The organism is Bradyrhizobium sp. 157 (genome assembly GCF_023073815.1).
GTDB lineage: Bacteria > Pseudomonadota > Alphaproteobacteria > Rhizobiales > Xanthobacteraceae > Bradyrhizobium.
The window spans coordinates 1-14,097 of sequence record NZ_JADPKF010000047.1 but is presented as its reverse complement, the minus strand read 5'-3'; the positions used below and the strand labels follow the sequence as shown (position 1 = coordinate 14,097).

Annotated in this window: 12 protein-coding genes; 8 read left to right on the top strand and 4 right to left on the bottom strand. The window is 59.4% G+C overall.

The window, feature by feature from the left end:
- Positions 1 to 188 precede the first annotated feature (188 nt).
- Positions 189 to 2,192 (top strand): DNA primase, encoded by a 2,004-nt coding sequence (gene dnaG / locus IVA95_RS10365; protein ID WP_247510380.1) that lies wholly within the window; start codon positions 189 to 191, stop codon positions 2,190 to 2,192.
- 341 nt (positions 2,193 to 2,533) lie between these two features.
- Positions 2,534 to 4,642 carry an RNA polymerase sigma factor RpoD gene (gene rpoD / locus IVA95_RS10360; RefSeq protein ID WP_213254121.1) on the top strand — a complete coding sequence of 703 codons (2,109 nt, stop codon included), beginning with the start codon at positions 2,534 to 2,536 and terminating at the stop codon, positions 4,640 to 4,642.
- A 492-nt stretch (positions 4,643 to 5,134) separates the two neighbouring features.
- Here rpoD and IVA95_RS10355 read toward each other — a convergent pair whose 3' ends face one another.
- A complete protein-coding gene (locus IVA95_RS10355) occupies positions 5,135 to 6,133 on the bottom strand; it encodes an AIPR family protein (protein WP_247510379.1) in 999 nt (332 codons plus the stop codon).
- A gap of 146 nt (positions 6,134 to 6,279) precedes the next feature.
- Positions 6,280 to 6,825 (bottom strand): hypothetical protein, encoded by a 546-nt coding sequence (locus tag IVA95_RS10350; protein ID WP_247510378.1) that lies wholly within the window; start codon positions 6,823 to 6,825, stop codon positions 6,280 to 6,282.
- 204 nt (positions 6,826 to 7,029) lie between these two features.
- Here IVA95_RS10350 and IVA95_RS10345 point away from each other — a divergent pair, with 204 nt between their 5' ends.
- Positions 7,030 to 7,410 carry a DCC1-like thiol-disulfide oxidoreductase family protein gene (locus IVA95_RS10345; RefSeq protein WP_247510377.1) on the top strand — a complete coding sequence of 127 codons (381 nt, stop codon included), beginning with the start codon at positions 7,030 to 7,032 and terminating at the stop codon, positions 7,408 to 7,410.
- A gap of 30 nt (positions 7,411 to 7,440) precedes the next feature.
- On the opposite strand, the gene IVA95_RS10340 is transcribed toward IVA95_RS10345, so the two are convergent.
- Entirely contained in the window at positions 7,441 to 7,677 is a 237-nt protein-coding gene (locus tag IVA95_RS10340; protein ID WP_247510376.1) for a hypothetical protein, read from the bottom strand.
- A gap of 105 nt (positions 7,678 to 7,782) precedes the next feature.
- Complete coding sequence (locus tag IVA95_RS10335) at positions 7,783 to 9,357, bottom strand: hypothetical protein (protein ID WP_247510375.1); 1,575 nt, start codon at positions 9,355 to 9,357, stop codon at positions 7,783 to 7,785.
- A 313-nt stretch (positions 9,358 to 9,670) separates the two neighbouring features.
- On the opposite strand from IVA95_RS10335, the gene IVA95_RS10330 reads away from it, so the two are divergent.
- The 5 genes from IVA95_RS10330 to IVA95_RS10310 all read left to right on the top strand — a co-directional run bounded on the left by IVA95_RS10330 (position 9,671) and on the right by IVA95_RS10310 (position 13,881).
- Positions 9,671 to 9,880, top strand: coding sequence for a cold-shock protein (locus tag IVA95_RS10330; protein ID WP_213254117.1), 210 nt, complete (start codon positions 9,671 to 9,673; stop codon positions 9,878 to 9,880).
- Positions 9,881 to 10,111: 231 nt separating this feature from the next.
- On the top strand, positions 10,112 to 11,326 hold the full coding sequence (locus IVA95_RS10325) for an acyl-CoA desaturase (RefSeq protein WP_247510374.1): 1,215 nt from the start codon (positions 10,112 to 10,114) through the stop codon (positions 11,324 to 11,326).
- Positions 11,327 to 11,623: 297 nt separating this feature from the next.
- Positions 11,624 to 11,860 carry a hypothetical protein gene (locus IVA95_RS10320; protein WP_247510373.1) on the top strand — a complete coding sequence of 79 codons (237 nt, stop codon included), beginning with the start codon at positions 11,624 to 11,626 and terminating at the stop codon, positions 11,858 to 11,860.
- Between the two features lie 199 nt (positions 11,861 to 12,059).
- On the top strand, positions 12,060 to 12,860 hold the full coding sequence (locus IVA95_RS10315) for a lytic murein transglycosylase (RefSeq protein ID WP_247510372.1): 801 nt from the start codon (positions 12,060 to 12,062) through the stop codon (positions 12,858 to 12,860).
- Positions 12,861 to 13,074: 214 nt separating this feature from the next.
- Positions 13,075 to 13,881 (top strand): lytic murein transglycosylase, encoded by an 807-nt coding sequence (locus IVA95_RS10310; protein ID WP_247510371.1) that lies wholly within the window; start codon positions 13,075 to 13,077, stop codon positions 13,879 to 13,881.
- Positions 13,882 to 14,097 lie beyond the last annotated feature (216 nt).

Genomic DNA, 14,097 nt, shown 5'->3' with positions numbered 1-14,097 from the left:
CCGGGACATAGGCGAGCGGAAGCGACGCCGTCCTTCGGACGGCTGTCCCCGGCCATGACGAGGAGGGATTTTGCTGCTTCCTGCCCTGTGAATAGCGGCGAGAAGCCCGATAAACATCGCTTTCGGGGCGACCTCCCTATATCCATCATCGATTGGCACAAGGCTTCGACTCGGCAAAAACTCACCCAATGCGCTTCACGCCCCAATTTCTCGACGAACTGCGTGCCCGGCTTCCGGTTTCGGAAGTTGTGGGCCGGCGCGTCAAGCTGAAGAGGGCGGGGCGGGAGTTTAAGGGGCTGTCGCCGTTCCAGCAGGAGAAGACGCCCTCTTTCACGGTCAACGACCAGAAGCAATTTTACCACGACTTCTCTACCGGAAAGCACGGCAATATTTTCGACTTCGTCATGGAGACGGAAGGCGTCTCGTTTCCGGAGGCCGTCGAGCGCCTCGCCGCCATGGCCGGCCTGCCGTTGCCGGCGGCGACCCCTGACGCTGCGCGCCACGAGCAGCGGCGCAAGACGCTGCATGACGTGATGGAACTCGCGGCAAAATTCTTTGCCGATACGCTGGCCTCGCGACACGGCGCAAAGGCGCGCGGCTATCTCGGCGACCGCGGCATTTCGTCGGCGACGCAATTGCAGTTTCGCCTCGGCTATGCCCCGGGCGAGCGCTTTGCGCTGAAGGAGCATCTCGGCGCGCAGGGCATTTCCACCGAGGACATGGTGGAAGCGGGGCTATTGATCGGCGGCGACGATATTCCTGTTCCTTATGATCGCTTCCGCGACCGCGTGATGTTTCCGATCGCCGACGCCAGAGGCCGCGTCATCGCCTTCGGCGGCCGCGCGCTGGAAAAGGACGTTCCGGCAAAGTATTTGAACTCGCCGGAAACCCCGCTGTTTCACAAAGGCGACAATCTCTACAACCTCGCCACCGCGCGACAGGCGGCGCATAACGGCGCGCCGCTGATCGTGGTCGAAGGCTATGTCGATGTCATCGCCATGGTCACCGCGGGCTTTGCTGGCGCGGTGGCGCCGCTTGGTACGGCCTTGACTGAAAACCAGCTCGCGCTGCTCTGGAAGATGGCGGACGAGCCGATCCTCTGCTTCGACGGCGACCGCGCCGGACAGAAAGCAGCGTACCGCGCCGCCGACCTCGCGCTGCCCAATCTATTACCTGGCAAGAGCCTGCGCTTTGCACTGCTGCCGGAGGGACAAGACCCCGATGACCTCGCCCGCAGCGGCGGCCGCGTCGCGATCGAAGAGGTGATCGGTGCCGCGCGCGGGCTCGCCGACATGATCTGGTCGCGCGAGATCGAGGGCGGCACGTTTGCGACTCCCGAACGGCGCGCGGCACTGGAGGCGCGCATCAACGAACTCTCTAATGGCATCCGCGACGAGGTCGTGCGCCGCTACTACCGGCAGGATCTCGCCGAACGCCTGCAGCGCGCGTTTGCGCCGCAAGGCGCGCGAGGCGGCTACGGCCGGGGTAATTTCCGGACCGGCCGCCCCGAATCACCTCGCGCGTTTGCCCCGCGCGGCGCGGGCCCGGCCGGCCGATTCGCCCCCCGCGGCGGCCGCCCGCCGGGGATAACTTCAGGAATCGCCCCCGGCCCCTACCAGGCGGCGAGCCCCCAGCTTGCGACCAGCCCGATCATGCGTGGCCAGCGCAGCGCGATGTCCCGCCGCGAGGCCCTGATCCTGCAATCCCTGATTAACCACCCTTGGCTGCTGCACGATCATCTGGAGGAGGTGGCCGCTCTGGAACTGGCGCATCCCGAGGCCAACAAGCTCCGCGCCGGCATTATCGCCGCCTTCGCCAATGACCATCACCACTCTCCCGACGTCGAGGAGCAGGCTGAGAAAATGCGCGCCGATCTCGAAGCCCGCGGATTAGGCGAGGTTCTTCAACGGGTTGAGCGAGCGATCACGACGGTGGCGGTATGGGCCGCCAGGCCCGGCGCGGCGCGCGAGGATGTTTTGGCCACCTGGCAGCAACTCGTTGTCTTGCATCAGAAAACGCACGCCCTACTTAGGGAGAAGAAAGATGCCGAACTGGCATTGGCCGAGGAGACCAGCGAGGCCAATCTGGCATGGCTGAAGGATGTCAGCGCCCGGCTGGACTCCCTCGACGGCACTGAGGCCCTGATTGAGGGTTTTGGCGAGCTTTCGGGCCGGTTCCGCAAAAGCGTTTGACGATTAAAAAATGATGCGGACGGCCTCGGCCGAGCCCGCGAAAAGACTCGCCAAATCCATGATTTGGCGGCAAAAACAGGGTTAAGCAAAGCTTAAGGGCCTTCGGGCTACGAAAGACAGAAACCGGTGATGCGGAAGGCAGGGGTGGCGACGGTCTGCGCCGCCCTTTGCGCGTCGTAACCATGGTGCGGAAAAGCGGGTGCCGCTTTCGACCGATCATGCGAAGGCGAATGAACAGAGCGAGGTGGCGATCGAACGTCGTCATCTCGAACGAATTGAATGAAGAGCTGCGGGTTGGTGTGACGCACGCCCGCATGAAGCGCGTTTCGGGAGCTTGATGAATGGCCACCAAGGCAAAGACGCTGCAGGTTAAGGACAAGGAAAAAGACGACAAGGCAGCGGACGCCCCTGAGAAGGATAGCCCCGACGCGCCGTCGCCGTTGCTCGACCTGACGGATGCCGCGGTCAAGAAGATGATCAAGCAGGCCAAGAAGCGCGGCTTCGTGACCTTCGATCAACTCAACGAAGTCTTGCCCTCCGACACCACTTCGCCCGAGCAGATCGAGGACATCATGTCGATGCTCTCGGACATGGGCATCAACGTGTCCGAGGCCGAAGAGGCCGACGAGGAGGCCGAGAAGGAAGAGGCCGACGACGATACCGACAACGAGCTTGTCGAGGTCACGGCCAAGGCTGTCACCGAGGTCAAGAAATCCGAGCCCGGCGAGCGCACCGATGATCCCGTCCGCATGTATCTGCGCGAGATGGGCACGGTGGAATTGCTGTCGCGCGAGGGCGAAATAGCGATTGCGAAACGCATCGAGGCCGGCCGCGAGGCGATGATTGCGGGTCTCTGCGAAAGCCCGCTGACCTTCCAGGCCATCATCATCTGGCGCGATGAGCTCAACGAAGGAAAGATCTTCCTTCGCGACATCATCGATCTCGAAGCGACTTACGCCGGCCCCGACGCCAAGAACAACATGAACCCGGCGATGATCGCTGCCCCTGCCGAAGGCGCTGCCGCCAACGGCGAGGCCGCGCCCGCGCATGTCGCGCCGCCGGCTGCACCTCCCGCGCCGACTCCGTTCCGTACAGCCCCTGCGGGAGATGCGGAGACCGAGGAGAAGGATCCGGCGGAAGCCGCCGCCGAAGGCGACATGGATGACGACGAGTTCGAAAACCAGATGTCGCTGGCTGCAATCGAGGCCGAGCTGAAGCCGAAGGTGGTCGAGACCTTCGACAAGATCGCCTCCGAATACAAGAAGCTGCGCCGCCTGCAGGAGCAGGACATCGCCAACCAGCTGCAGAGCGAGTCGCTCTCGCCCTCGCAGGAGCGCAAGTACAAGAAGCTGAAGGACGAGATCATCGTCGAGGTGAAGTCGCTGCGCCTGAACCAGGCCCGCATCGATTCACTCGTCGAGCAGCTCTACGATATCAACAAGAAGCTGGTCTCGTTCGAAGGCCGCTTGCTGCGCCTCGGCGACAGCCACGGCGTCGCGCGCGAGGACTTTTTGCGCAACTATCAGGGCTCGGAGCTCGATCCGCGCTGGCTGAACCGTGTCTCGAAACTCTCCGCCAAGGGCTGGAAGAATTTCGTCCATCACGAAAAGGACCGCATCAAGGAGCTGCGCCACGAGATTCAGTCGCTGGCGGCGTTGACGGGCCTGGAGATCGGCGAATTCCGCAAGATCGTGCACGGCGTGCAGAAGGGCGAGCGCGAGGCGCGCCAGGCCAAGAAGGAAATGGTCGAGGCCAACCTGCGTCTCGTGATCTCGATCGCCAAGAAATACACCAACCGCGGTCTGCAATTCCTCGACCTGATCCAGGAAGGCAACATCGGGTTGATGAAAGCGGTCGACAAGTTCGAGTATCGCCGCGGCTACAAGTTCTCGACCTACGCCACGTGGTGGATCCGGCAGGCGATCACGCGCTCGATCGCCGACCAGGCCCGCACCATCCGCATCCCCGTGCACATGATCGAGACCATCAACAAGATCGTGCGCACGAGCCGCCAGATGCTCAACGAGATCGGCCGCGAGCCGACCCCGGAAGAGCTCGCTGAAAAGCTCGGCATGCCCCTGGAGAAGGTCCGCAAGGTCCTGAAGATCGCGAAAGAGCCGCTCTCGCTGGAGACGCCCGTCGGTGATGAAGAAGATTCCCACCTCGGCGATTTCATCGAGGACAAGAACGCGATCCTGCCGATCGATGCGGCGATCCAGTCCAACCTGCGCGAAACCACCACGCGGGTGTTGGCCTCGCTCACCCCGCGCGAAGAACGCGTGCTCCGCATGCGCTTCGGCATCGGCATGAACACCGACCACACGCTGGAAGAAGTCGGCCAGCAGTTCTCGGTCACCCGCGAGCGTATCCGCCAGATCGAAGCCAAGGCGCTGCGCAAGCTGAAGCATCCGTCAAGGAGCCGCAAGCTGCGGAGCTTCCTGGACAACTAATACAGGTCGTCATGCCCGGGCTCGACCCGGGCATCTGCGAACGGCGGGCGAGAGCCCGCCGTTTCTTGTTGATCGGTGATGATCGCTTTTGAACCCGATCAGCTCTTAGATTTTTGACCAGATAGCATGGACCTTCCTTAGCTGCTCGACCCAGAACCTCAGTAAGTCTTTGGTGTCATAACCAAGATGTTGCCCAAGTAGAAAAAAGCCGGGGCCCGGCTGCATATCTCCGTGCTTGTGCACTACCACGACACTCAAGAGGCCTCTTCCCGCATCATTCTCTTCTACTGAAATCTCACCCAATAGATGAAACAGACGCGTGTCATGGGCTAAGAATTTTACAGTAGCTATCTTTGCTACCAGATCGGAGTAGGGAATCATGCCTCGCAGCTTAGCTCGTTCGATCATAGCGGAACGGGCTTCTGTCTTCGCGGCACTCCAGTCTTGAGACGATATCCCAAAGTCGGATGCTGTTCTGAGCACGGTTGGACCTCACCTTTTAGCTGGATATTCTTCTGCTAGTCGGCGCTCAATGAGCTTCGCCTGAAGGACAGAGCCCTTTGCCACGGCGTCGGAGGCTCCCAAAGCGGAATATTCCGCAAGTACGATTTTGACACTCTCCTCGATCGCGGTCAGGTCGACTTTGTCAGGATTGATCCTTCCAAGCTCTTGAATGTTTGGCTTGGCTTTACCTGATAGTCTCGACGCTACGTACATCGCCACGTAGAATAAGATATTGTTCTTGTCTTTGGGCTGCAGGTCATCTCGGCCTCGCAGATACGACTGAACTGCCTTAATCAGTTTCGACGCAACAAGGTAGAGTTCTATCGGATGCTCAGGGCTGAATATTCTTGCATAGTCCTCATCTCGCTTTAAGAGCGATGAGGGACGAGCGCGAGCGTTGTCTGGCCTCTGCATCGAGATGGACATTATCGCTTGGGCAAGGAGCGGAATGCTGATGATCTGCTCTGTCGATCGACCTTCGTTCTTATGTTGATTTTTTCTGCGATCGTAGAAGATACCAAACGGCTCCAGGTAAGCCTCGATGTCGCGATGAACCTTGTCGGTTGCCCGCAGTGAGGCCGGCGGGATGCTGGTCTGGCTATTAGTCGCTTTGATGATACGGTCACTTATTTCGGTCTTTCCGGGAACTATAATGCGTACCATCACCTCCCGCTCGTCGCCTTGAGTATTCGCATCCTGAAAGTAATTGAAAATTTCGGTTGATGTCTGGAGTCCATTCACTAGCTGCGGATCTTCTATCGTTATGACTTTGCCACTCTGAACAGCCTTAGCGGCAATTACTGTAACGCCGTTGTTGAGCCACCAAAAATTCTCGCCTTCTTTTTTTTGCAGGGATTTCCTGATTTCTTCATTTACCTGTGTTGTGCCTTGATAGTCGCGCACGTTTGCATCGAAGAGATTCTTTCGCAACTTGCGATCGTCGTCACGGATAAATTTTGCAAACTCCGTTAGTTTGACGAGTGTCACGTAGCCACCTTGAGGACTAATACTCTCAGATACCTGCAATTCAAAAGACGTCGTTGGTTGGCGACGCGCCAATGCTAAGATTTCTGATGCGCCAATGAATTCAAAGCCAAATTGCGCGGAGGAGAATAGCTTGCTTACCGCTACCTTCAGCGTATCGACTTTTCGTGCGACGTTTGGGTGGACCTGATTTGCATCCCCCGCGAGGCATAAACATATCTGAACTGCAGTGAAGGAAAGCGAGCTGCCAGTTCCTTGTAGACCGCTCGAAAATTGCCTACAGCCGAGCGCACCCCTTCATTATAAACGCTTTTGAAACTCTCAACGGGTTTTGAAAGGTCAAATAGGTCGTTAGTTACGGCGATAAGTCGATTCAGGGTATCTTCGCTAAATCCAGCGGTCGTTTTTGATTGCAGGATAACAATTTCAAGCGAAATATTTTTCTTAAGAGTTGATACGTCAAAATCCTCCTGGACGAGATCGCCGTTAGCAAAGATGTAGATCCCATCGATTCCTCCGTCACCTCCGTCGCCGACCAAGCCAGATTCAATTTCTTCATCAGATAGATCTGCATCCTTGAGGGTTTGCTCGACGACGAAGGTTTCAAAGAAATTTGACTTTGAGGCTGATGGCGCTCGTTGGGCGCGCTGCTGCTCTAGAATCTGGTCGAGAATGATTTGGTCATTGTTTGCCATGTGGCGGAATCCCCAGGTAAAATTCTCTCTATAGTTGTAATGGCAGGAGGGTGAAGCGATCAAGAGTGGAGGCCGTAAAAAGAGGGGGCGACGGCGAAATTGCTTGTGGTGCGAAAGCGGTTCGCTCCGGACCGTCGCGCAGAGGGCGAGGGTTTGTTCAGCCTACCTCGACGCGGTCGTCACCGGCATCTATCATGGCCAAGCATGCCCATCCACGGCCTTACCGTCTGGTACAACACCCGCTGCCCCGTCTGCGATGCAGGCATCGACTGGCAACGCAACAAGCTGCTGGCCGCGGTTCGCGCGGGCCAAATTTCATTCCGTGACATCAACGAGCAGCCCGAGGCGCTGGCAGCTTACGGCGTCTCCCTTGACGACGTGCGCCGCCGGTTGCATGCGACGGACGAAGCGGGCCGCTTGATCGTCGGCGCGGATGTGGCGATCGCGATCTGGCTGAAAACGAAGGGCGAGGGCTGGCTCGCGTCACTGCTCGGCAATCGGGTGATGTTGCCGGTGACGCGGTTTGCGTATGATCGTTTTGCGGATGTTCTATTTGCGTGGAACAGGCGGAAACGGCGTTGGTGAGGGCGATCGCGCTCACATAGGCCGAAAACCCTACTTCTTCTTCGCGCCGACCCGGCTGATGCTCTTGATCTTGAGCGGCGCCCGGCCGGATTTCTCGGCGATCTCGCGGTCCTGCTCCATGATGTAGCCGCGCGCCGGCTCGTCGCCGTCGAGTCCGCCGAGCAATTCGGCAGGCACGCGCCGGTTCGAGCGCTGCGAGTCGTCCTCGTAGACGACATTGAAAAAGGCGAACTCGCCTTTGGGATTGGTTCCGGGTTTTTTGGCCATGCGGGCTTGTCCTCGATCAGCGCGCGGCTGTCAAAGAAAAATCGGAGGTCTTTTGATCAACGCGCCGCGCGAGAGGCGGGGGGACGGCCGGCATCCGCCTGAAATTCAACTGCATGTCGGATTTTTGGCATCCGCAACCGTGAGGAAGGCAATCGTGCTAGGCGCGATCTCGACCGGCCCCGGCGGCGACGTCACCGCGGTAAGCTGCGGAAGATCGTCATTCGCACCGAGCTCCAAAACCGTTCCATTCAGCTTCACCGTGATGCTTTGCAGATGATCCGCCGACAGCGTGTAACGCTCGCTGCTCACGGGCAATCGCAAGGTTGCGGCAGTCGTCCGATCCGTATTGATGGCCAGCAATGTGACGGCCCCACGTTCGCCTCGCCGGCAATGCGCGTAGAGGTGAATCCCCTTGTGCACGCCGGCTTCGAGAACGGTCGTTCCCATCAGTCTGCGCCACAGCAGCGCCGCCCAGTAATTTGCCCGCGGCCGCAGCGTCGTCTCGTCAAGCAGGCCGTAGTCGCTTGCCGCCAGCGTGTTGTGCGCCACCATCTGGACGCCGGCCCTGGCAAGCCGGCCGAGCTGGTCGAGATACCGGAATGTATCGAGGAACGTGGCAGCCCAGGGATTGCCGCCGCAGGCTGTCTCGGCGGTTTCGGTCAGCCACATCGGTCTATCCGGCGCAAACTCGTCCCGGAGCGAGCGGTAGAACGTGAGCGTTTGCTCCGTGCGCTTAAGCCACGCTTCCGAAAGGGCGGCCTCCTGTGTGGTTTGGCCCGGAATCCCGGAGCATCGCTGCGAGAGGGCGCCATAGTGATGATAGGAAAACGCGTCGATGCCGGGGCCGGATGCGGCAAGCAGATCCCGCGTACTGATGAATCCGGAGCCGGACTGCGACGCTGTTGTCTCGCCAATCGAACCGGGGCCCAGAACGATCACATCCGGTTCGTTGTCCCTGATGAATGCAACAAAGGCCTTGAAGTCCCGCCCGTAAGCTGCCGCGTCGTAGCCATCAGGTGCACCGCCCATGGCGGCCAGCGTCGGTTCGTTCATGAATTCGGCGGCGGCAATCCTGCCACCGACGGATCTGGTGTAGGCGAACAAGCGACGCGCCTGATCGCTCCGCCATCGACCTGCTGCGTCCCGGGCACCGGGGCTTATCGCCATCGACGTCACGATCTCTGCATTGACCGCGCGGGCAAAGTCGATGACGCCTTTCCAGCGCTCGCGGCTCAGCACCGCGCGGAAGCCGTTGGGCGGCGTTGAGGGCGTCTCATCGCTTTCAGCAAAGTAGGTGCTATTGGCCCAGGTGCCGCTGACGCGCAGGTAGGCCGGGGCCAGCGCGGCAGCCAATGCGCGCAGCCGGGCGTTCGAGAGATCGATGGGCTTTCGATATTCGAAGAGGTCGGGATTCGCGCCTGCTGGGACATTGCCGGCGTTGTCAACACCGTGATCCGGCGGCGCTGCGGCATTCGCCCGGTAAGGCTTCCAGAAGCGCCCGCCGGTGACCTCGACCATTTCCACATTGTACGATTGAAAGCGCTCGTCGATGGTGCCGAGACGCGGCAATCGCGAAGGGTCGACGGAGAGCGTCGGCGCTTGGGCGGCCGCCTTCGGGCTCGCTGTAAGCGCAGCGATCACAATGCCCATTCCGACTTTGAAACCACTGGACCTGGTCATGGCATTGTCCTCGGAGGAGCGCCCGCCGAGCAGCTCGGAATGCACGCGCCGGAGCGATGCCGACCCCGACAGCATTCCTTTCCGCGAAGCGAAGGGGAACAATTGCAGTTCGCTCATCGCCAAAGAAAGTGGAAGCCACTTGCGAAATGATCGAATAATAGCCATGTATGGTCAATCGAGTTTCGGCCGAACGACTTGGCCTCGCCGCCCATAGCGCGCCTGACTGACGACCCTCTCCCCAGACCTCGAAATTAGCCTGCTGCGTTCTTGAGCGCGGTTCCAAACACACATCTATCTTGAAGGACGATCTCCCATGAATACGGGAACTGTGAAGTGGTTTAACAGCCAAAAGGGTTTCGGCTTCATTCAGCCGGACCAGGGAAGCCAAGATGTTTTCGTTCATATCAGCGCTGTCGAACGCGCCGGCATGAGTACCCTCAACGAGGGACAGAAGGTTTCCTTTGACGTCGTTGCTGATCGCCGGACTGGCAAATCTGCCGCGGAAAATCTGCGCGCCGCGTAAGCTGCCGCAACCGACGCCATGCTGCTTTGACCACGGATGTACTGGCAGAGCCTTTGGTTTCGCGACTCCGCGCCGGGTTTACCGGCCGCGGAGTTCTTTTTTGCATATCGCGGGCAATGCCGCCAAGACTGGCCTTTAAGACTTGGCCTTCAAGACTTAGCCTTCAAGACTTAGCCTTGAGCAGTCTGTTGGCGGTGGCCTGCCCGTTGAAACAAAACTGAGGTCGGGAACGTGCCTACCAACATCAATCTAGATCAGGAACATGATGACATCATGTACCCGCAGGTCCTCCCGTTTCTTTTGGTCCACGCAGGGTGTGTCGCGGCGTTCTGGTCGGGCATCACATGGCAAGCGACTGCAATTTGCGTCGTTCTATATTGGCTGCGCATGTTTGCGATCGGTGCCGGGTATCATCGGTATTTCTCGCACCGAGCTTACTCGACAAGCCGAGTGTTTCAATTCATCCTTGCATTCCTTGCCCAAAGCAGCGCTCAGAAAAGCGTCCTTTGGTGGGCTGCGAAACACCGACATCACCATCTTCATTCAGATTCCGAGCTAGATGTGCATTCACCCCGGCACAAAGGCTTCGTGCACAGCCATGTCAGCTGGATCTTCTATCGACAGCACGATGCAACCGATCTGGTAAAGGTTTCGGATTTTGCATCGTATCCTGAGTTGATGTGGCTGCACAAATTCGAGGTTTTGCCAGCGGTCACGATCGCTGGTCTCTGCTTCCTCATCGCCGGATGGCCGGGGCTCGTGGTCGGCTTCCTCTGGAGCACCGTCGTTCTGTATCATGCAACGTTTTGCATCAATTCCCTAGCACATGTTCACGGACGCAAGCGGTATGTTACGGGCGATGATTCCCGCAACAATTGGCTGCTGGCTCTCCTTACGATGGGTGAGGGCTGGCACAACAATCATCACGCGTACCAGAGCAGCGCTCGGCAGGGCTTCCGTTGGTGGGAGATTGATGTGACCTATTATGTTCTAGTGGCCTTGTCCTGGCTCGGGATTGTCTGGGATCTAAAGAGGCCGCCGGAGCCGGTTCTGCGCAATGAGCAGCGATTGGGATCACGAGTGCTAAGCCGAACGGCTGAGCAGCTCGCTAGACGTTTCAACCCCGAACACATCGCGCAGGCTATCAAATCATCAGTCCACGAGACCGAATTGTGGTCGGTGCGGGACGCGCTGCTTCTATTGCAGCAGCGGACCGATTTGCGTTGGAATCTGCATCCGCCTCACATGCCAACTCGTGACCAGCTACTCGCTGCAGCCCAGGAGATGTTCGCGAAGACCAGATTTTTGGACGACATCGTAGAGCGTGCATATGGGGTCCTGATCGAATCTGTCGGATCTCTATTGATCAGTCCACCTCGGTTGGCCGTGGCAAATTCGAAATCGCAAGCGAGCATGGATAGCAGACACCCATCCTCAAATGGCTGATGCCTCCATTCTTGTGTAACCAGTGGCGTTTACCTCAAGCGTCCCCATATAAGGTGCATGGCTAGCTGGCAAATCCGGCACGCAGGAGCCGGAAGGCGAAGACTTAGCTCCGACAGATGCTGACCGGGTCGTTCGTACACGTAGCCCAGCGTGGACCACGGGGCGACGCGCATGCCGAAGCCAATAAGATCGCCGCTGGGCGGCCTGCGTCGATTAAAGCAGCGGGGTCACAGAACCCTATCTATCTGCATTCAGCTGATTCGTGACCAGCGCGGCAATTTTCATAAGGAGCAGTGTATGCGAAAACTTCCCGAGCCTACCGAACAAGAGATCAATGAGGGACCCCAAACAGTATCTTTTCAGATTGCGAATGGAAACGCGCGGCAGGGCTGCATACTGCAAACCAGCTTCCCTACGAAGGCACAGGCGCAGAAGTACCTTCTCGCGAATTGGCCGATCATCGAAAAGATGGCTCGCGACGCTCTCGCGACGGGGACCGTTGAAGGCGGCCAGCTCAAGCTCACGATGGTCTAAACAGCCCATGCGGACGGAGCAGACACCGTTACGTCGCTATCATGATCGATCTTGATTCATGACGGGCCCCGTGGGTAAAACCGCATGTGGCCGCACGCGCCCATACCCGGATTTATGAGAGTAGACGCCCTAGACCGCCGCCAACGTTGCGTTAAGCTGGCCGCGCTAGCGAAAAGTCGGTAGAGCCGAGGAACTCGGGATGTCCAAGAGCAAGAGATTTACGACGGCCATTTTCCTGACCTTGGCTATCCTCGCATCTGTAGGCCCCCCATCCCACGCCGCCCAATGCGGCAACTCCGCCGCCGGCTACGAAGCCTGGAAACAGCAATTCGCCGGCGAAGCCCGAGCAAAAGGCATCAGCGCTTCGACAATCCAGGCCTTGATGGCGACGAACTACGCGCAGGCGACCATCAACGCCGATCGCGGCCAGCGCAGTTTCAAACTTTCGCTCGATCAGTTTCTTGCCAAGCGCGGCGCCACCACGATCGTCGCGAGGGGGAGGCAGCTCAAGCAATCGCAGGCCGCGCTGTTCGCTTCCATTCAGAGCCGCTATGGCGTGCCGCCGGGGCCGCTGCTTGCGATCTGGGGGATGGAGACCGGGTTCGGCAGCCAGCGCGGCAATCAGAACATGCTCGCCTCGATCGCGACGCTCGCCTATGACTGCCGACGCACGGAATACTTCACCGAGCACCTCTACGCGGCGCTGCAATTGATCGACCGCGGCGCGCTCCCTGCCAGCCAGCGCGGCTCGATGCATGGCGAGGTCGGGCAGACGCAGTTCATGCCAAAAGCCATTCTGGCCTACGGTACCGGCAATCTCGAAAACGCGGCCAACGCGCTGATGTCGACCGCGAACTTTTTGAAGGCGCATGGCTGGCGCGCGGGTGCCGGCTATCAGCCGGGCGAGCCGAATTTCGCCGCCATCCAGGCCTGGAATGCCGCGGGCGTCTATCAGAAGGCGATCGCGCTGATGGGTCGTCAGATCGACGGCGGGGAGTAGGGCGGTCGCCGACCTCCGAAGCCAATCGCTCCGTCGTCCCTGCGAACGTAGGACCCATAACCACAGGCGGCAATTTGTTGAAGCCAAGCCGTTAAACAGCCCGCTTTAACAATATCGGCCGCGGCGTATGGGTCCCCGCGTGCGCGAGGACGACGAGGTTTCGCGCACGTTTTTCCCATGGCATGATCGGCACGAGACTTAACAAGGGATTCGCATGCGCATATTTCGTTGGGCCATTTTTCTCGGCGCCGTCATCCTCTCCACCCCCACTTATGCCGCCCGCTGCGGCGGCGATTTCAACACCTTCGTTTCCGCGATGGCGGCGGAGGCGCAGGCCGCCGGCGTGTCGCAAGCGGTAATCAGTCAGGCGTTCGCGGGCGTCACGCAGGATCCGGCGGTGCTCGCTTTCGACCGCCGCCAGCGCGGCACCTTCAACAAGACGTTCGAGCAATATGTCTCCACCCGCGTCGGCCCCGGACGAATCAATATCGGCCGGCAGATGCTGCAGCGGCACGCGTCACTGCTGGCGCGCATCGAGCAGAAGTTCGGTGTGCCGCCACAGATCATCGTCGCGATCTGGGGGCTGGAATCGGATTACGGCAAGGGCGACATCGGCAAGATGCCGGTGATCCGCACGCTGACGACCATGGCTCATGATTGCCGTCGCACCGAATTGTTTCAAGGCGAATTGCTGGCCGCGCTGAAAATCGTGCAGCGCGGCGATCTTCCCTTGCGCGATTTGATCGGCGCCTTCGCTGGTGAACTCGGCCAGACGCAATTTCTGCCGTCGTCCTACATCAAATACGGCGTCGACTTCGACGGCAACGGCCATGTCGATCTTCGCCACAGTGTGCCCGATGTGCTGGCCTCCACCGCGAACCTGTTGCACGTGTCAGGCTTCAAGGCCGGTGCGCCCTATGGCGAAGGCACCCCGAATTTCGAAGCCATGCGGGAGTGGAACAGGGCGACGATCTATCGCAAGACGATCGGCTACTTTGCGGATCGGTTAGTGGGGCGGTGAATCCGCGCACTTGTCGTCACCCGCCAACGGGTCGCGCGAATGCGCGCTCGATGAAAGGCTTCGCGAAGGAATCCATGTCTCCGCACAAAGAAAGAACAGGTTGCTTTGCTGCGCTCGCAATGATGGCGCTTCCCAAGCGACGAATAGCGCACACCGTTGCCACGCGCTCAGTCGGCTCCCTCCCCCCTTGCGGGGGAGGGTTGGGGAGAGGGGTAA

Excerpts from the sequence above, each read along its gene's own strand:
- IVA95_RS10350 (WP_247510378.1), bottom strand. The coding sequence starts at position 6,825 with ATGGCAAACAATGACCAAATCATTCTCGACCAGATTCTAGAGCAGCAG.
- dnaG (WP_247510380.1), top strand. The coding sequence starts at position 189 with ATGCGCTTCACGCCCCAATTTCTCGACGAACTGCGTGCCCGGCTTCCG.
- rpoD (WP_213254121.1), top strand. The coding sequence starts at position 2,534 with ATGGCCACCAAGGCAAAGACGCTGCAGGTTAAGGACAAGGAAAAAGAC.
- IVA95_RS10315 (WP_247510372.1), top strand. The coding sequence starts at position 12,060 with ATGTCCAAGAGCAAGAGATTTACGACGGCCATTTTCCTGACCTTGGCT.
- IVA95_RS10320 (WP_247510373.1), top strand. The coding sequence starts at position 11,624 with ATGCGAAAACTTCCCGAGCCTACCGAACAAGAGATCAATGAGGGACCC.
- IVA95_RS10345 (WP_247510377.1), top strand. The coding sequence starts at position 7,030 with ATGCCCATCCACGGCCTTACCGTCTGGTACAACACCCGCTGCCCCGTC.
- IVA95_RS10335 (WP_247510375.1), bottom strand. The coding sequence starts at position 9,357 with ATGACCAGGTCCAGTGGTTTCAAAGTCGGAATGGGCATTGTGATCGCT.
- IVA95_RS10330 (WP_213254117.1), top strand. The coding sequence starts at position 9,671 with ATGAATACGGGAACTGTGAAGTGGTTTAACAGCCAAAAGGGTTTCGGC.
- IVA95_RS10310 (WP_247510371.1), top strand. The coding sequence starts at position 13,075 with ATGCGCATATTTCGTTGGGCCATTTTTCTCGGCGCCGTCATCCTCTCC.
- IVA95_RS10340 (WP_247510376.1), bottom strand. The coding sequence starts at position 7,677 with ATGGCCAAAAAACCCGGAACCAATCCCAAAGGCGAGTTCGCCTTTTTC.